Below are 17,470 nucleotides of genomic sequence, written 5' to 3'. Positions count from 1 at the left end.
GCGAATGTCAGCGACGCGTCAAGACGGAAGGGATGGCGAGGTTGCCCCAGCTCCGCGGATCAGTGGCGCCGAGCACCGGGCGATTCAGGGCCGAAGCGGCACGGGCGGTGTTTTCATGGTGGTGTGGAGCACGATCAGGAAGAGATCCTCGAAGTCGGGAAGGCTTCGAGACGTGGGCGCCGAAGAGCCGGATGGATTCTGGTCCTGGTGGCGGTGCTGACCCTGATCGTCCTTCGCGCCTCGACGGATCGTCCGCCCCATCAGGCGGTGCCGAGTCCCACCCCGTCCGAGGCGATCAACGCGATCCCGGGCGGGCGGACAGCCGCGGCGTGGCCGACGGCGCCCGGCGCCTGTGGGGCGGACACGCTGCTGCCTATCGTGTCGAGTGCGCCACCCGCGGGGCACACCGGGATCCAGGTGCTGCTCGGCGGAGACCGGCTGCGACTCGTCGACTTCGACAGCGGCCGCGCGACGACGTTGCCTGACGCAGTCGTCCGTCCGGGCGAGTACGCCGCTGTGCTGGCCAGTGACCCGGTCACGGCGTACGCGACAACCGGGTCGTGCAGCGAGACGGCTCCCTACGCGATGTTGCGCATCAGCGTCGATCACCGGGTGAGTGTCATCCGCCCACTCCGTCCCACCGAGTGGGCGCTGACCGACGGCAATCGGGTCTGGATCGCTTCCTTCGCCAGTGACATCGACAACCCCTACGGGACGATCGCTCCGGTCGCCGGCGGGCAGCGGGTCCGGCTGCCGCTCGGGTTCTACGCATCCGCGATCGTGGGCGACACGATCGTCGGGCTGATGCAGCCCGATCCGGGGATCTCACCGACGTGGCTCGCCCTCGTCGACGCACGGACCGGTCGGTTACAGGCCAAGCTCGACCAATATGTCGCGCCACTCGCGGCCGGCGCAGGCCAAGTCTTCTGGACCACCGGGTGTCACGACGACGCGTCACCGTGCAGGCTCCACCGCCGGTTGATCGCCGGTGGGGAGACCCTCGGATCGCCCCTTCCACGCGCCGCCTGCTGCGGTGTCGTCAGCCCGGACGGGACGAGGGTCGCCTTCCTGATCCAACGAGCATCGACAGACCCGCGTTTCGACGGCCATCCGCTCGCGCCCATGGACATCGCGATCCTGCAACTCGACACCGGCCGGCTGAGCATCGTGCCAGGGATCGAACTGCCCACCAAGTCGCAACCCGGGCTGGCCTTCGCCGGCCGTGATGACTGGCTGGTGATCGCCCTCAACGCCGGATCCCGCACCCGGCTCCTCGCCTGGCGGCCCGGACTGCGGCAGCCGTACGAGACGAACGCCCTTCCGGGCCTCGTCCACGACCCGCCGACACTCGTCGTCACCAGCCACTGACCACGCCATCGCCCGTACGGTTTGCCCTGGTCAACCACCGTTCTGGTTCTGGTTCGGGCCGGCGGTCTGACTCGAGCTCTGGCCGGCCAGGCTGCCGAGGACCCGGTCCGGTGGGGCGACGAAGTGTTCCAGCGGCATCCCGTCCAGTGCACCGCGCATCGCGGTCTCCCAGATCGGTCCCGCCGTACCCGAACCGGTCGGGTCGGTGATGTCCTGACCGTCCAACTGGTGCCCGTGCATCAGGTTCGTGTACGGCGGAGTCGCGTCGGCGACCACCGCCGCGGCGGCGAGGTTCGGGGTGTAGCCGGAGAACCAGACGGCGAGATTCTGGTTGATGGTGCCGGTCTTGCCGGCCAGATCCCAGTTCCCGAAGGTCAGGTTCCCGCCGGTCCCACCGGGTTGCATGACCGCGCTCAGCACCCGGTTCACGCCGTCCGCGACCCATGGTTCGAGGACCTGCTGGCAGGACTGGCCCGGGGTCGCGATCGACTTGCCGGCCTGGTCGGTGATCGAGGTGACGAGTAGGGGCTGGCAGTAGACACCACGGGCGGCGAACGTCGCATACGCGTTCGACAGCATGAGCGGAGTCACGTAGCCGACTCCAAGGGTGAACGACACCACTTGGTCGAGCGGCTGCAGCGTCTGCGCGTTGTACATGCCGAGCTCGGCAGCGACCGTCGCGGGCGCGCACCAGCCGGTCTTCTCGGACAGCTGCAGAAAGTAGGTGTTCACCGAGAACCGGGCCGCGTCGACCATGGTGAAGTCACCACTCCTGGTCGAGTTCACCGGCCGGTAGTTCAGGTCCCGCGTCCGTCCCGTGCAGGTCCGGAACGGGACGCCGCTCAGGTCGATCTGCGCCGGCGAGTTGATCTGGTAGTCGATCGGGATCCCCTGCTGGATCGCCGCGGCGATGGTGAACGCCTTCATGGTCGAGCCGTTCTGGAACCCGCCGTACCCACCGGGGTAGGACTTCTCGACGTTGTAGTTGTACGCCGTCTCGCCCCGGCCCTCGCCGTACGGCGTGCTCTGCACCATCGCCTTGACCAGTCCGGTCCCCGGCTCGACCACGGTGACCGCTGCGATCGTGTTGTCGGTCGGGTTGCTGTGCTGGTCGATCGAGTGCTGTGCGGCGGCCTGGATGCGCGGGTCCAGCGACGTCCGGATCGTCAGGCCACCGGTCTTCAGATACTGGTCGCGCTCCTGGACGGTGTCGCCGAGCGCCGGGTTCTGGAGCAGCTTGGAGACGACGTACTCACAGTAGAAGGGGTACGGCGAATTCGCGCAGCCGTTGAGCAGCGGGCGCACCTTGGACAGGTCGATCACCGGTGTCCGCAGCGCCGAGTTCGCCTCGGCGACCGAGATCCGGCCGAGCTGGAGCATCCGCTCGAGCACCGTGTCCCGGCGGTTCCTGGCCTGCACCGGATTGGTCACCGGGTCGTAGCCGCTCGGGTTCTTGACGATACCGGCCAGCATCGCGGCCTCGGGAAGCGTGAGCTCGGAGGCGTTGACGCCGTAGTAGTGCTGGGCGGCGGCCTGGACGCCGTACGTCCCGTCGCCGAAGTTCGCCAGGTTCAGGTACCTGGCCAGGATCTCGTCCTTGGAGTACTCCTGCTCGACCGCGATCGCGTACCGCAGCTCGGTCAGCTTGCGCTGGTAGGTGAGCGCGGTCGCGGCGCGTTGCTCGGCCGGGGTGCGGGCGTTCTCGAGCAGGGTCAGCTTGACGTACTGCTGGGTGATGCTTGAGCCGCCTTGGACAGTTCCGTCGGCGCGGTTGCGGATCATCGCCCGCAGCGTGCCCTGGAGATCGAGTGCGCCGTGCTGGTAGAACCGCGAGTCCTCGATCGCGACGATCGCCTGCCGCATCGTCGGGGCGATCTGGTTCAGCCCGACCGGCGCGCGGTTCTCCTCGTACAGATTCGCGATCAAGCTCCCGTCAGCTGCCAGAATCCGGGTCCGCACCTCGGGCGGCTGCGACGTCAATCTCTCCGGCAACGCGTGGAGCGAGTCGACCACCTGCTCGCTGCCGATCCCCGCCAGCCCGGCAAGCGGTACCAGCAGCCCGGCCAGCAGTGCACCGGCCAGCGCACTGACGCCGAAGAACCTCGTCAGCGATCGAAACCCCTGCCCGGCAGCGCGCACCTCTCCAAGCTAGTTCGCGATCCCAGACCAGACACGTCGCTCTCAGCGTCCTCTCATCCATCACCGCATCAGTTGCCCCCCGCAACGAGTTGGCGGCCGTCTCAGCCTCGCGACTGGTAGTAGCAGGGCGCTCACCGACCGCGGAGGCGATGTCGAAATGAGTCTTCTTCGTTTACCGTGGCGGTGGGGGTGGTGGCGTGGGGGCGGACCAGCTGCGGATCAACCTGCTCGGCGAGTTCACGGCGTCGTACGACGGTGCCGTGCTCGATCTGGGTGGGCGGCGGCAGCGCGCCGTACTCGCCGTGCTGGTGCTCGCACGCGGCGAGGTCGTCCCGGCCGAGCGGCTCGCCGACGCGGTCTGGGGAGAACATGCGCCTGGCAACACCGCCGGCGCCCTGCAGTCCTATGTCTCGCACCTGCGCCGTAGCTTGGAGCCGGGGTCACCGGCTAGGGCGCGGTCCGCGGTCGTCGTCCGCGAGGGTCCCGGGTATGCCGTCCGACTCCCCTCCGACGCGGTTGATGCCTGGCGGTTCGAGACCCTGCTGCAGAAGGCCACGACCTCGCCTGCGGAGGCGGCGGCCGCGCTGCACGAGGCGCTAGCGCTGTGGCGTGGTCCGGCGCTGGCCGAGTACTCCGACGAGCCGTGGGCCGCTGCCGAGATCGCCCGCCTGACCGAGCTGCGATCTGTCGGCCGGGAACGGCTGCTCGCCGCTCGTCTCGATCTCGGGGAAGCGGCCCTCGTCGCTGCCGAGCTGGAGGGGATGGTCGCCGAGGAGCCGTTGCGGGAGGAGCGGTGGCGGCTGCTGGCGCTCGGGTTGTACCGCGCCCATCGACAGGCCGACGCGCTGGCCGCGAACTGGAGGCGCAGGTACTCGCGCAATCGCCTGAACTGGTTCCTGCCAAGCAACCGCGGCAACCGACAGCTCAGCACTAGTTGCTCTAAGCCACGGGTCCGGTGTTGGTCAGTGCTGCGGTTATCTGCTGGCGGGCTTGGTAGTAGTGGTTCGGGTCGAGGACCGGTCGGTTGAAGTGGAGGGTGCGGTCGGGGTCGATGAGGTCCAGGGCCGCGGTCGTTCCGTGGGCCGCGCGTACGGCCTGTAGTGCGCGGTGGTCCCACATCGCTTGGGCGAAGACGCGGAAGCGGATCGACGGCCAGGGGGTTCCGTCTGGACCGGGGTAGACGGCGAAGGGGTCTCCGGACGGGAACGCACCTCCGGCCGAGGTGTCCGTGAAGGGGTCCACCTGCCGGATGGAGTGCCAGGAGTACCAGAAGTTGAATCCCCAGTGAAGGAATCCGTCCACTCCGGAGGCGAAGAGCTGGTGCCCGATCGCACGGTTGCGCGACGAGGGCATCCCGATGAATCGGTTCGCGACATCGCGATCCTGTGAGACGCAGTAGTACACCCACATGTGTTCCGGCCGCTCCGCCAGGAACGGTTCGACGTGATCGGTCGCGACGACGGGCACGGGAACGGCACCCGATGTATAGAAGGAGTGCTCGCTGAGGGCGTCGACGACCGTCCAGCCCTTCAGGAGATCGGCGACGACGGCTTTCGCGGCGAGGTAGCTCGCGAGTCCGCCCTCCCCGGACGGCTCGTCCGAGATGTGGAAGACCACGTGATCGCGGTCCCATTCCTCGTCGAGCACCGCCTGCAGCGCCGGCAGCAGCGCTTCCATCAAGGTTCGGTACCGTGCGTCGGTCGCCGGGACGTCCCAGCCGAACGCTCGCTCCTGGTTCACGACGATGCCCGGCGTTGCCTCCGCGCCCCACTGGGTGAAGAGATGTGCGACCTCGACGCCGGTGATCCCGCTGCGTCGGCACAGGTCGAGCCAGCGCCGAAGCCGATCGAATCCGAACCGGTATCCCTCGGTGGTCGCCGTGATGTCGATGAGCTGCACAACGGTGCGGTACGAACCGACCGCAGTGTCGAGCGGTGGCGTCCAGACCGGTGCGAGCAGCGAAGTCACACCCATTTCCACCGCCGATGCGATGAATCGCTCGACGAGGGTCCAGTGCTCTTCGCTGAACACCTCGACACCGTAGTGATCGGCAAGTGCGTCGAGGTGCATCCAGTGGCTCGACACGATGTCGAGTGGCGGCAGCTCGATACCGGTGATTTCGACGGTGACCGGCTCCCGATGGAGCTCAGACCCGTCCGGCGAGATCATCACGATCGTGAGTTCGTGTACGCCGGCCCGCACCGGATCGGTCGCGGTCAGGTCGAACCACACCGCCCCCCAACTGCCGAACCGCACGGGAGCTTCGCCGTTCGGCACGGGACGCAGCACGTCCGGATACAGCCCGGGTTCGTCCCACTCATAGCCGTCGTCATGCCCCGGGAGAGCGAGGAAGGCGCAAGGCACGAGGTCCACGCTCGACACCGTGACCAGGTCGCCGGCTTCCCCCTCGATCCGCACCTGGAGCGGGCGCGGGTCGCGGAACGTCGGGTCGAGCGGAGGGCGGTAGGCGAGCTGGAAGGACGCCGGCTCGCCGAGGAACGCCTGGAACCGGGTTGCGGCGGCCACGGGCCGCGGGTCCCGAACCGGGTGCACCTTCGCCAGCGCATCGCAGAGTACGAACGTCCACTTCGCGGTCACTTCGGACCACTCCTTCCAACGCCAGGACGACACGCTCCTTTGCGTGATTGTGGACCCTATGATGCAGATTCGCGCATCAATACACAACGATGAGTCCATACCTCCGGCCGGTACGACTGGTTCGTCGTACCGGCCGGAGGTCCCTGACTAGGAGTTCCAGACCTGGAACTCGGAGAGCTGGCCCGCGGCCCACCCTGTGTTCGCCGTGATGTTCAGCCGGAAGTAGCGCTTGGTCGTCGGGGCGAAGGTGATGGTCACCGTGTTGTTGCTAGCCGGGGCGAAGGAGTAGCCCGCGAATCCGACGACCGTGCTGAAGGTCGTGCCGTCGGTACTGCCGAGGACAGACAGCGTCTCGGTGCGCGCTCCCCATGCGGCGGGCAGCTGCAGGACGATCCGGCTGGCGCTGCTTGCAGAGCCGAGGTCGACCTGTACCCACTGCGGGAAGGCGTTGTTCGCGCTCTCCCAGTACGTCGCCTGGTTGCCGTCGGTCACGTTGCTCGACGGGTAGACATCAGCGTGGCTGGACTCGCTGGTGGGCTTGCCCGCGGCGAGGTTGGTGCTCGTGGCACCAGCGCCGGTACCGGACAGAGCGACGGTGGTCGGGCTGTTGGTCGCATTGCTGTTGATCGTCAACGTACCGGTCCGCGTCCCCGATGCGGTCGGCCGGAAGCTGACGTTGACCGTGCACGAGGCGTTGATCGCGATGCTGCTGCAGTTGTTGGTCTGCGTGTAGTCACCCGAGGCCGTCACGCTCGAGACCGAGGCGGCCAGACTGCCCGTGTTGGTCACGGTGATCGCCTGGGCGGCACTTGTCGTGTTGAGCGTCTGCGATCCGAAGGTGAGCGAGGACGGGCTGGCGCTCAACACCGGAGCGTTGATCGGGCTGCCACCGCTCGGGTACACCTCGAGTTCCGACACCTGCCCGGCAGGCCAACCGCTGTTGGCCGTGATGTTGACCCGCACGTAGCGAGCGTTGGTCGCCGGAACGGTGATGTTCACGACGTTGGTAGGTGACGTGAACGTGTACGTCGCGGACGCGACCGCCGTACTGAAGTTCGATCCATCGGTGCTCGTCTGGACCGACAACGTCTGCGTGCGCGTGCCCCACGCCGAGCTCGGCGGAAGCTTCAGCGTCACCTTGCCAATGCTGCGTGCCGCTCCGAGGTCCGCCTGCAGCCACTGCGGGAAGGCGTTGTTGGCACTTTCCCAATAGGTGTTCGCGTCGCCATCCGTTGCCATCGCAGGGGTCTGCGTGCCGTTGACCTGGCTGCTCGCCGACGCCGGCTTGCCGAACGCGAGGTTGGTGTCGGTCCCGATGCCGTTGCCCGTCAGGGAGATCGAGGTCGGGCTGTTGTTGGCGTTGCTGGTCACGGTCACGCCGCCGGCACGCGCTCCCGACGCAGTCGGCCGGAACGTGACCGTCACCGTGCAGGACGCGCCGACCGCGACCGTGGCGCAGTTGTTCGTCTGACTGAAGTCGCCCGAGGCGGACACGGCCGACACCGTCGCCGACGTCGTACCGGAGTTGGTCACCGCAACGGTCTGAGTCGGCGAAGAACTTCCTACTTGGGTATCCGGGAAGGACAGGCTGCCCGGGTTCGGGGTGAGAATCGGCCCGGGTGCGACGCCCGTACCCGACAGCGGGACGGTGCTGGTGACCCCGGCGGCGTTGACGGTCAGGTTTCCGGCTCGACTGCCCGCCGTCGTGGGACTGAAGGTGACGTTGACCGTGCACGAGGCGCCGGCCGCGATGCTGGTGCCGCAGTTGTTGGTCTGACCGTAGTCACCGGTGACCGCGACGGAGCTGACCGGCGCCGCCGCCGTACCGCTGTTCGTGACGGTGACGGCCTGCGGGGCACTCGACGTACCGGTCGCGACGGAGCCGAAGCTCAGCGCGCTCGGGCTGATCGAGAGCTGCGATCCATTGTCCGGCAGGTACGGCGGGAACGCCGGCGCGGTGATGTTCTGACACTGTCCAGGAGCGAAGATGCCCGAGTTGCCGCCGCCGTCGGTGAGGGTGAAGCCGACGCCACAGCTGTAGATCGGTCCGGGCGCCTGGGTACCGGTGGCGGTGCTGTTGGTGATGGTCGCCGAGCCGCCGACCTGCTCCTGGACCACCCAGGTTCCGGTGTTCTGGATCGTCGCGTTGTTGATCTTGACGTTGCTGATGTTCGAGCCCGAGACGAATTGGACGGCCTCGTACGGGCTCTGCTGGATCAGGATGTTGTCGACGTTGGTCAGGCCGGACATCGCGCCGTCCCGCGCGTCGAACCACAGTGCCCCGACCCCGAACTGCCAGTTGGGATCCAGGCTCCCGGACCGGATGATCGTGTTGCGCAGAACGTCCGTACGCCCGAGCGTCGTCGAGGCGAACCGCTGCGCGACGTGGATTCCACCGCCCTGGGTGAGGCCCGCGTCGATCACCCGGTTGTCGGTGACGAAGTTGTCGTGGCCGCCGTAGATGGCGATGCCGTTGGCAAGGATCGGGTACTGCACCGTGTTGTGGTCGAACGAGTCGTTGACGTCGGCGTTCTGCTCCGCCCAGGTCGCCAGGCCGTCATCGCCGAGGTTGCGCAGATCGCTGTTCGTGACCTTGGAGTTGGTGACACCGTTGTGGAAGTTGACCCCGTCGGCCGTCACGTTGCGGATGCGCATGCCGTTGAAGACCAGGTTGGTGAACGGGCCGTCCATCCAGGCGCCGACCTTCTCGTGTTCGATCCACACCCGGTCCACAGTGGAGTTGTTCAGCGCGCCACCGATGCCGTTCACCTGGGCGCCGTCGTTGCGCTCCTGGACATCGCCGAAGATGGCGAAGTCCGACAGGTGTACGCCGCTGCTGCCGTTGGGGGCGTAGTTGCCGTAGAAGCCCGGCGCCGCACCGACGACGGTCGAGCGCCACATGCCCGCACCCTTGATGGTGATGTTGTTCAGGATCAGGTGACCCGGGATCCTGAACGTCCCCTCCGGAATCCATACGGTGCCGCCGGCGCCGGCTGCGGTCATCGCCGAGTTGAACGCGGCGGTCGAGTCCGCGGCGCCCGTCGGGTCCGCGCCCGTACTGGTCACCGAGACCGAGCCGGCCGGCTGGGTCAGAGCGCCCGCGACGTTCTCGAAGTCGGCGAAGTCGATCGTGTACGACGAAGCAGTGTCCTCGGAGTCGACCTGCAGCCGGAACTTCGTGCCGGCCGGGTAGGTGGTCGAGAACAGCCGGTGGACCTCATCGTAGAAGTGATGCGGGTTGCTCCCCGGCGAGTTCGTGAACGGGTAGCCGCCGTAGTACCAGCTGTACGCGTTGGTCAGGGTGACGTTGGGCTGCTTGGTCCCGTTGACGTAGAGGGACAGTTGCGGCGTGTAGACCGACCCGGAGCCGGTGTCCGGGATGCTGTAGCGGAAGACGATGGAGTTCGTCGCCGCGGGAGTCGTGAACTCGACGAACTTGCCGGTGCCCTGCAACGTCACCGCCTTGCGATAGGACGACTCGGCGGCAAGCGTGTTGTAGGCGGCGCTCGGACCGATGACGGTCCCGTTGGTCGACGAGTTCTCGGCCTGTACTTCGACGTACGGCAAGGTGGCGCCGACACCGCCGGACGCAGCGGCCCACGCCGGTACGGCGGCCATGACGGCAAGACTGGCGGCGACCAACGCGCCGCACGCGGCGAGCACGCCGACGCGGGCCCTCCAGGGTTTGATTGACCGGAACATGCGCTGCTCTCTCTCGACAGGGGCGGATAGTCGATCGCACAGCCCCGAGGGACTGCGGCGCGTGGCCAGACCGTAACGCGGCAGACACATCAACGCAATATCTGAATCAATCTTTGCAAGATTTAGACTCATCTCTCCGACGGCCAGCCGGGCACCGAGAGGTGACGATGCGGGTAGGCGTCAGAAGGGCAGTTCGTGGAGCGGCGCAGTTCGGCGGGTGCCTGCTTCGGTCCAGGTGAGGGTGGCCGACGAGGTGTCGAGGGTCGCGTCGAGGGTTACCTGGTCGTTGTGGTGGGTCCACGTCATGGTCAGGTGAGGGCCGCCGCCCGCGGCTGAGAACGCGCCCTCGAAAGCCGGGTGGGAGTTGCGAAAGCGGATGAGTCGCAGCAATGCCTGCACCACTGGGCGTCGCAGCTCGCGCTCGATCTCCGGGCGTGTGTAGTGGTGGCGGTTGACATCGCGTCCGACGTTGGAACGTGCCAGGAGCTCCATGTCGTTGGAACCGGCAAGGAGCCCGACGTAGTACACCTGCGGGATGCCGGGCGTGAGGAACTGCACCGCCCGAGCCAGCAGGTAGCGGTCGTCGTCCCGGCCGAGGGCGTCGTAGAAGGTGCAGTTCACCTGGTACAGGTCGACGTTGGAGGCGGCGGCGCCGGTCGCCTGGCGCGAGGTGCCTCCGCTGCCGTCGTGGATCGCCTCGACCAGCCGATCGATCTGCTCGGGTGTGAGCAGCCCGAGCTGAGATGGGTCGCTGGCGTCTGCGCCGACGTCGATCACCCCGATTCCGTCGTGGGTGTCGAGCACGGTGACCGCATCCGGCGGCCGGATGGCCAGCCAGGCCAGGAGCGGATCGGCGTCCTTGGCGGTGATCGCGTGCAGCACCAGCGGTGGAAGGGCGAAGTCGTAGACGCGGTCGACCCGCTGGGCGATCTCGATCTGCCGGCGGTAGTACGAGTGCACCTCAACGAGGACCTCGAGCCCGCGCTCGCGGCACCAGGCGGTGACGTCGTCGATGAACTCGAACGTCTCAGGAGTCATGAACGAGGTCAGCCCCGGCGTTTTCACGGCATAGCCGACCGCGTCCAGACGCACTCGTCGCACCCCGGCCGCGGCGAGCCGATCGAGCACCTTGACCAAGTACTCGCGCGTCCCCGCGTGCCGCACGTCGATATCGATCTGCTGTGGTGTGAACGTCGTCCAGACCAGCCGCTTGGTACCGTCCGCGAGCTGGTACGGCGTGAACGGCAGCCCGGGACGCGGGCGGTACAGCCGCAGCAGCATCTCCTCGGTCGCCCCGTCGGGAAAGACTCCGGCGAAGGTGAGGACCATACCGTCGTACTCGGACCGCCCGCCGTGCGCGAGCCAATCCACGAACGGCGGGGAGTCGGCCGAGACATGGTTGACGATGACGTCCACCATCAGGTCGAAGTCCTTCGCGAGGCACGCGACGTCCGACCAGCTGCCGAGCCGTTCGTCGACCTCGGTGTGGTCCACCGGGTCGAAGCCGGCGTCGGCGCCGTCGTACGGCGGGAAGAACGGCAGCACATGGACACCGCCGAACAGTCCCGCGAGCGGCCCGCGCAGTACCTCATGCAGTCCCGGCAGGTCTCCGCCGAGGCGGTCCGCGTAGGCGATCAGCTCAACCTTGTCTGCCATGACCCTCCTGCCCTCAGACCCGGGACGCCTCCTCGGGTATCTCGAGATCACCCTTCTCGTCGACCGGCCGGACGACGAGTACGTCGCAGCCGGCCCGCTTGGTCACCTCGGTAGCGACCGTTCCGAGCAGTCTGTCCGCGAGTGAACGGTCGTGGACGGCACCGAGCACGATCAGGTCCGCGGAACGCTCCTCCGCAGTGGTGGTCAGCGCAGTGGACGGCTCCCCATCGACGAGGAGGGCGGCGGAGACCGTCGCCCCCTCCTTCCTCGCCGTCGTCATGGCCCCATCCAGGGCCAGGCCGGCGGCTTCGCGGCCCAGCACCTGTCCAGTGCGCGGATCGCCGCCCAGGGTGGCGACGTTCTTCGCCTCTGCCCGGCGGGGCAGCTGGGAGAACGCGCAGACGATGACGAGGTCGGCGTCATCCCGGACGGCGAGCCAAGCGGCCCGGGCGACCACCTGCCCCGCGAGCTCGGATCCGTCGGTGCCGACAACGATCGTGCGGTAGTCCTTCATGGTCATGGCGATCCTCCTCAGTGCCCGGCCGACGGCATGTAGCTGACCTCGTCGACGTCACGGACGATCGGCGGTTCCTTGATCCACAGCATGGTGAGCCCCGCCAGACCGAGGAGTACGCCGGCGAACCGGATGGCGTTGTTGGGGTTCGCACCGAGGACGTTCTCGTAGATCGCCCCGAAGGTGACGGACTGGATCAGCATTGGGACGACGATCATCATGTTGATGATGCCCATGTACACGCCGTACCGCGTCGACGGGATCATCCGGACCGCCATGATGTACGGCACACCCATGATCGAGGCCCACGCGATGCCGAGCCCGATGATCGGGATGAAGAGCAGGTACTTGTTGTCCACCGACGGGAAGATCAGCAACCCGATGGCGGCCAGCATCAAACAGACGCAGTGCACCACCTTGGCGCCACGCCGGCGGGCGAAGGCGACCAGCGAGAAGGCAACGCTGAAGGTGACGATGTTGTACCAGCCGTTGACGAGGCCGGTCCACGCGACGGCGTCCTCCTTGCCCTGATCGGTCGGCGGGAAGACAGACTTCCAGATGGACAACGCGACGAACTGCCAGTAGCAGACCATGCCGTACCACTGGAACAGGTAGACCAGGCCCAGCTTGCGCAACTGGGGTGGCATCTCGACGATCGCCTCGCCGATCTCCCGCATGGCCGAGCCGAAGCCGCCCCGCTTCGCCCGCAGTGCGGCGAGCTCCTCCGCACTCGGCGGGATCTCGGGAGTGGTCAGCACCGACACCAGGACCGTCCCGATCGAGCAGACCGCGCCGAGCATGAACGATCCCACCACCCAGTACGGGATGCCGGCCTTGGTGGCGCCGTCGATCAACTGCTGGAAGACGTACAGCGAGATGTTGGCGAGTGTGATGCCGAGACCAGTGAAGAAGGACTGGGCCAGGAAGCCCTTGCCCAGCTGGGACGGCGGCAACTTGTCCGCGATGAACGCGCGGTAGGGCTCCATCGCCGTGTTGTTGCTGGCGTCGAGGAGCCACAGCAGCAGTACGGCCATCCAGACCGCCGTGACGAACGGGAACAGGAACAGGCAGATGCTGCAGCCGAGAGCACCGGCGAGGAAGAACGGCTTGCGGCGACCCCAGCGAGGGCTCCAGGTCCGGTCCGAGAGAGCTCCGATGAGCGGCTGGATGAGAAGACCGGTGATCGGTCCGGCCAGGTTCAGGATCGGCAGGTCGCCCGGATTGGCGCCGAGGAACTCGTACACCGGGTTCACGGCGGTCTGCTGCATCCCGAAGCTGTACTGGATACCGAAGAACCCGAGATTCATCAGCAGGATCTGCCGCATGTTCATCAGCGGCTTCTGCCGGACGATGGCGGTGTGCTGCAGGCTGGAGTGCTCCACGGTCGAACTCATGAGGTGGCCTCCTGCCGGCTCGTCTTGACGAGGAACTCCTGAAGCCGGCTCAGTTCCCTCTCCCAACCCTCGCCGTGCCAGCCGGCGACGTCGGGTTCGTAGGGGCCCTGGATGATCCGGACCAGCGTCCCGTCACGCCCGGTCTTGGAGAACTCGACCCGCAGTTCGAGCGGTACGTCGGGGTCGATGCCGGGATCGCCGGTGATCCGCTCCCGCGACACGAAGACGTCGGGGTCGAAGTACTCGGTGTAGACGCCGTCGGTGCCCACTCGGGTGCTCGGATCGTTGTCGCGCACCTTGAGGTGATAGTGGTGGCCGCCGAGCCTTTGCTCGCCCCGCAGGCTCTCCGTCTCGACGTGCCAGCCCGGGGAGCCGCGCCACTGGGCCAGCTCCGTCGGCTCGGTCCATGCCCGGAAGACTCGCTCGCGGGGGTAGTCGAACTGGCGCTCCACCGTGACGATCACATTCGCTGTCAAGGCTCCTCCTCCGTCCGCGCCGTCACTCGGGTCGTGGGCGGAGGCATCAGGCGAGGCCGACGGGAGTGATAAAAGCGTTTTCACCGTGAGTGTGACATGAGTCACTGGCGATGAACAAGGGCGTGTCGCCTTGACTCCACAAGTCCTTATTTCTTACGCCTTTACTGGCGGTAAGATCGGAAAAGGATCAATGGAAGCGTTTTCACCCGAAGACCCATGAAGCAATCCAGTTGGAGTGAGTCGTGAGCACTGAGCCGGGGCGTGACTCGACGGCCGGCCGGCCCGGCATTCTCGACGTCGCCGCTCTGGCCGGCGTATCCCCCGCCACCGTGTCCCGATCCCTGCGCGGACAGTCCAAGGTCGCTCCGCAGACCCGCCGGCGCGTGCTGGACGCCGCGCAGCAGCTCTCCTACGTCGCCTCACCCCAGGCGTCCGGCCTGGCGTCGGGCCGGACCCGTGCCATCGCAGTAGTCGTCCCGTTCATCACCCGCTGGTTCTTCAGCACCGTAGTCGCCGGCGTGACGGACGTCCTGCGCGAGTCCGGGTACGACGTCGTCCTCTACCACCTCGGCAGCGCGAACGACCGCGACAGGTTCTTCGAACGGATGCCGCTGGCCCGACGGGTCGACGGCATCCTCTCGCTGTCGATGCCACTCACCGAGCAGCACACACTGGCGCTACGCGCCCTCGACCTCCCACTCGTCAGTGTGGGATCCCACGTGCCTGGCTCGCCATCGGTACGCATCGACGAGGTCGCCGCGGCCCGAACCGCGATCAACCATCTCCTGCACCAGGGACACGAGAAGATCGGCCTCATCGCCGGCGTACCGGACGACCCCGGCTTCGGCTTCGCCTCCTCCGAGCAGCGTCGTCGGGGCTACGACCTGGCCCTGAGATCCGCTGGGCTCACGGTCGATCCGGACCTCACTGTCACCGGTCGCTACGGGATCGAAGGCGGCGCGGCCGCGATGACGCAACTGCTCTCCGGACCGGTACTGCCGACCGCGGTGTTCGCGGAGTACGACGAACTGGCCCTGGGGGCACTGTGGGCGCTACGCCGGGCCGGCCTCCAGGTGCCCGAAAGAATGTCGGTCGTGGGCATCGACGATCACGAGCTGGCACAGGTCCTCGACCTGACCACCGTGGCACAAGACGCCCACGAGCAGGGCGCGGTCGCCGCCCAACTACTGCTGCAAGCCTTGGAGACACCGTCGGACCACGAACCCGACACCGACATCGTCCTCCCGACCCACCTCGTCCTCCGCGCCAGCTCAGCACCCCCACGCCGAACCCGCCGCAAGTGATGGACCGGGTTCAGGATTTGAGGTTGGCGAAACGGGTGCGGGTGTCGTCCTGGACTCCCGGCACCTGCGCCTCGACGCGGGCGACGATATCGGCGATGGTCTGGCCGGCCAACTCGCGGCGGTAGTTGAGCTCCGCGGCGCGCATCGTCTGGGAGACCACGCAGATGTCGCGGTAGTTGGCGCGAGGGTCGCCGCCTGGCCCGGCCTTCAGGATCTGCGTACAACGGAAGGCGTTATCGGCGCCGTCGATCGCGATCACGATGTCGAGCAGGGTGATGTTGCGCGGGTCCCGGGCGAGCTGGAACCCACCCTTCGGTCCGGAGACCGAGGAAAGAATCCCGGCGCGAGTGAGTGCCTGGAGCTGCTTGTTGAGGTACGCCGTGGGGAGGTCGTAGAAGGCGGCGAGTCGTTTGGCCGTGACGGCCTCATGGGGCAGCCAACTGAGATTCACGCAGCTGTGCATCGCCCATTCGACGCCCTCGCTCATCTTCACAGTTCTGGATATTAGAGATCTTGAATAGTCGTGGTCAAGCGAGATCCGCGGCTGCCGCTGATATGTGGAGTACGGCGCCTGAGGCGGAGTTGGGCGATGAGGCTGATCAGGGCGAGGAGGATGGCCGATCCGGTGTACCAGGAGACTGCCGGGATCTCGCCGAGAGGGCCGGTGAGTTGACCTTCGATGACGATGGGCAGTCCGAGCGCGACGTACGAGACGAGGTAGATCCCACCGACGACCCCCGCGCGCTGATGCTCCGCCGCGAGCGGGAAGATGAGGCGCAGGGCCGCGGTGAAGGATGCACCGAAGCCGACACCGGCGATCGCCTGGCCGAGGATCATGATGGCCAGGCTTCCGGCGTACACGCCACTGATGATGCCTACGGCCCCGATGATGGACGCGTAGATGCCGATCGTCATCGCGCGCCGGGAGTCGACGCGGGCGAACACGAGTCCGACGACGGCGGAGGTGGCCGGCGCGATGAACCCGGCCAGGCCGTTGAGCAGGCCGCTGTTCAGATGGAAGACGCTGCGCACCATGTTCGGCGCGATCCCGCCCGAGAGTCCTGCGAGCATCCAGACCGCGGCCACGACGGGAGCCGCCGCGGCGAACTCTCTACGGGTCGCAGGTGGGAAGGCGACCCGCGGGATCAGCGAGCGGAGCGCACCCGGTGAGCGAGTGACGCTCTCGGGCGACAGGGCAACGATCACGGTGCCGAAGATCGTGACGATGGTGAGGACGACGAAGATGATGGTGTTCGCCGCGGACGTGAACTGGATCGCGAAGCCGGCCAGCAAGGAGCCGAATCCGAGGCCACCGGTCAGGCCGACGCTGCCGAGGATCATGCCCAGTCTCTTCCGGTTGGGCGGAGCGAGTTCGACGAGCGCCGCGGTGAAGGCGGTCGTCGCCGCGCCGCTGGCAACTCCTTGCACGATGCGGCCGGCGATCACCCAGTCGATGTCGGTGGCAGCGAGGAACAGCAGGTTCGACGCGACCTGAACGACCAGTGCGCCGATCAGCACCGGGCGCCGGCCGATATGGTCGGACAGCGACCCGACCGTCAGAACGGCGGCGAGGAAGCCGATCGCGTAGACGGCGAACGCCACCGTGAGAAGCGACGGAGGAAAGTCCCACCGCTCCTTGTAGACAACGAGCAACGGCGTCAGCGCACCCGCCGCGAGATACAGGCTCGTGAACGTGACCGCCGCACCCGCCAAAGCCACTCCCGCCGGCAGGAGCGGGCGGCGCCGAGTAGCGGAGGCCCTGGTGGAGACCTGGGAGGATGACAAGAGAAGCTCCTTGAAGTTGTGAGGTGAAGAAGTCATGGCGATCACGTTCGAAGGTGTTCTGGCCGATCGGAGTACGTGGCGGCTGGAGAACTGCTCGATCGCGCTGGCGATGGATGTCATCGGGACCCGGTCGTCGATGCTGATCCTCCGCGAGGCCCTCTACGGCACCACCCGGTTCGACGACTTCGCCCGGCGCACGAGAGTCACCGATGCGATCGTGGCGGCGCGGCTCAAGGAACTCACCGATCTCGGACTGTTCACCAAGCAGCCTTACCGGGAGCCAGGCAGGCGCACCCGCGACGAGTACCACCTGACCGACAGCGGACGGGACCTGCTGCCCGCCGTCTTCGCACTCATGCAGTGGGGCAACAAGTACCTGCAGGCGGAAGAGGGCGGGCCGCTGCGCCTGGTGGAACGAGGTACCGGCGAACCTGTGGTCATCGGTCCGCGCACCGAATCCGGGCGGAACCTCGACTTCGACGACCTCGCGATCGTGGCCAACGGAGATTGGGCCGAGCCCCAGGACACCTGATC

At 67.1% G+C, this 17,470-nt stretch carries 13 protein-coding genes; 4 read left to right on the top strand and 9 right to left on the bottom strand.

The annotated features are described in order from the left end of the window. Positions 1-207 precede the first annotated feature (207 nt). A complete protein-coding gene (locus ACXC9Q_RS02570) occupies positions 208-1,368 on the top strand; it encodes a hypothetical protein (RefSeq protein WP_457054840.1) in 1,161 nt (386 codons plus the stop codon). A 30-nt stretch (positions 1,369-1,398) separates the two neighbouring features. Here the strand turns inward: ACXC9Q_RS02570 and ACXC9Q_RS02565 are convergent, their stop codons facing one another. After that, positions 1,399-3,507, bottom strand: coding sequence for a transglycosylase domain-containing protein (locus tag ACXC9Q_RS02565; protein ID WP_457054839.1), 2,109 nt, complete (start codon positions 3,505-3,507; stop codon positions 1,399-1,401). 197 nt (positions 3,508-3,704) lie between these two features. Here ACXC9Q_RS02565 and ACXC9Q_RS02560 point away from each other — a divergent pair, with 197 nt between their 5' ends. Next, on the top strand, positions 3,705-4,535 hold the full coding sequence (locus ACXC9Q_RS02560; RefSeq protein ID WP_457054838.1) for an AfsR/SARP family transcriptional regulator: 831 nt from the start codon (positions 3,705-3,707) through the stop codon (positions 4,533-4,535). On the opposite strand, the gene ACXC9Q_RS02555 is transcribed toward ACXC9Q_RS02560, so the two are convergent. The 6 genes from ACXC9Q_RS02555 to ACXC9Q_RS02530 all read right to left on the bottom strand — a co-directional run bounded on the left by ACXC9Q_RS02555 (position 4,447) and on the right by ACXC9Q_RS02530 (position 13,847). Next, positions 4,447-6,105, bottom strand: a complete 1,659-nt coding sequence (locus tag ACXC9Q_RS02555) for a DUF4091 domain-containing protein (RefSeq protein WP_457054837.1) — start codon at positions 6,103-6,105, stop codon at positions 4,447-4,449. The genes ACXC9Q_RS02560 and ACXC9Q_RS02555 overlap by 89 nt on opposite strands. Positions 6,106-6,252: 147 nt before the next feature. After that, complete coding sequence (locus tag ACXC9Q_RS02550) at positions 6,253-9,807, bottom strand: choice-of-anchor D domain-containing protein (RefSeq protein WP_457054836.1); 3,555 nt, start codon at positions 9,805-9,807, stop codon at positions 6,253-6,255. Positions 9,808-9,987: 180 nt separating this feature from the next. Then, positions 9,988-11,463 (bottom strand): sucrose phosphorylase, encoded by a 1,476-nt coding sequence (gene gtfA / locus ACXC9Q_RS02545; protein ID WP_457054835.1) that lies wholly within the window; start codon positions 11,461-11,463, stop codon positions 9,988-9,990. 13 nt (positions 11,464-11,476) lie between these two features. Further along, positions 11,477-11,983 carry a universal stress protein gene (locus ACXC9Q_RS02540; RefSeq protein ID WP_405067012.1) on the bottom strand — a complete coding sequence of 169 codons (507 nt, stop codon included), beginning with the start codon at positions 11,981-11,983 and terminating at the stop codon, positions 11,477-11,479. Positions 11,984-11,994: 11 nt separating this feature from the next. Beyond that, positions 11,995-13,371 carry an MFS transporter gene (locus ACXC9Q_RS02535; protein WP_457054834.1) on the bottom strand — a complete coding sequence of 459 codons (1,377 nt, stop codon included), beginning with the start codon at positions 13,369-13,371 and terminating at the stop codon, positions 11,995-11,997. After that, complete coding sequence (locus ACXC9Q_RS02530) at positions 13,368-13,847, bottom strand: SRPBCC family protein (RefSeq protein WP_457054833.1); 480 nt, start codon at positions 13,845-13,847, stop codon at positions 13,368-13,370. Before ACXC9Q_RS02530 ends, ACXC9Q_RS02535 begins: the two co-directional genes overlap by 4 nt. 242 nt (positions 13,848-14,089) lie before the next feature. Here ACXC9Q_RS02530 and ACXC9Q_RS02525 point away from each other — a divergent pair, with 242 nt between their 5' ends. Further along, positions 14,090-15,151, top strand: a complete 1,062-nt coding sequence (locus tag ACXC9Q_RS02525; RefSeq protein ID WP_457054832.1) for a LacI family DNA-binding transcriptional regulator — start codon at positions 14,090-14,092, stop codon at positions 15,149-15,151. 10 nt (positions 15,152-15,161) lie between these two features. Here ACXC9Q_RS02525 and ACXC9Q_RS02520 read toward each other — a convergent pair whose 3' ends face one another. After that, complete coding sequence (locus tag ACXC9Q_RS02520; protein WP_457055757.1) at positions 15,162-15,638, bottom strand: RrF2 family transcriptional regulator; 477 nt, start codon at positions 15,636-15,638, stop codon at positions 15,162-15,164. Between the two features lie 17 nt (positions 15,639-15,655). Next, positions 15,656-16,972 (bottom strand): MFS transporter, encoded by a 1,317-nt coding sequence (locus tag ACXC9Q_RS02515; protein WP_457054831.1) that lies wholly within the window; start codon positions 16,970-16,972, stop codon positions 15,656-15,658. On the opposite strand from ACXC9Q_RS02515, the gene ACXC9Q_RS02510 reads away from it, so the two are divergent. After that, positions 16,971-17,468, top strand: coding sequence for a winged helix-turn-helix transcriptional regulator (locus ACXC9Q_RS02510; RefSeq protein ID WP_457054830.1), 498 nt, complete (start codon positions 16,971-16,973; stop codon positions 17,466-17,468). The two genes, ACXC9Q_RS02515 and ACXC9Q_RS02510, sit on opposite strands and share 2 nt — an antisense overlap. Positions 17,469-17,470: the final 2 nt, after the last annotated feature.

The sequence above is a fragment of the Kribbella sp. CWNU-51 genome (assembly GCF_054073265.1).
Note: the sequence above shows the minus strand (reverse complement) of the source record. Positions and strands in the feature narration are given on the sequence as shown.

Coding starts and splice junctions, on each gene's coding strand:
- gtfA (WP_457054835.1), bottom strand. CDS start 11,463: ATGGCAGACAAGGTTGAGCTGATCGCCTACGCGGACCGCCTCGGCGGA.
- ACXC9Q_RS02535 (WP_457054834.1), bottom strand. CDS start 13,371: ATGAGTTCGACCGTGGAGCACTCCAGCCTGCAGCACACCGCCATCGTC.
- ACXC9Q_RS02510 (WP_457054830.1), top strand. CDS start 16,971: ATGGCGATCACGTTCGAAGGTGTTCTGGCCGATCGGAGTACGTGGCGG.
- ACXC9Q_RS02520 (WP_457055757.1), bottom strand. CDS start 15,638: ATGAGCGAGGGCGTCGAATGGGCGATGCACAGCTGCGTGAATCTCAGT.
- ACXC9Q_RS02515 (WP_457054831.1), bottom strand. CDS start 16,972: ATGACTTCTTCACCTCACAACTTCAAGGAGCTTCTCTTGTCATCCTCC.
- ACXC9Q_RS02550 (WP_457054836.1), bottom strand. CDS start 9,807: ATGTTCCGGTCAATCAAACCCTGGAGGGCCCGCGTCGGCGTGCTCGCC.
- ACXC9Q_RS02540 (WP_405067012.1), bottom strand. CDS start 11,983: ATGACCATGAAGGACTACCGCACGATCGTTGTCGGCACCGACGGATCC.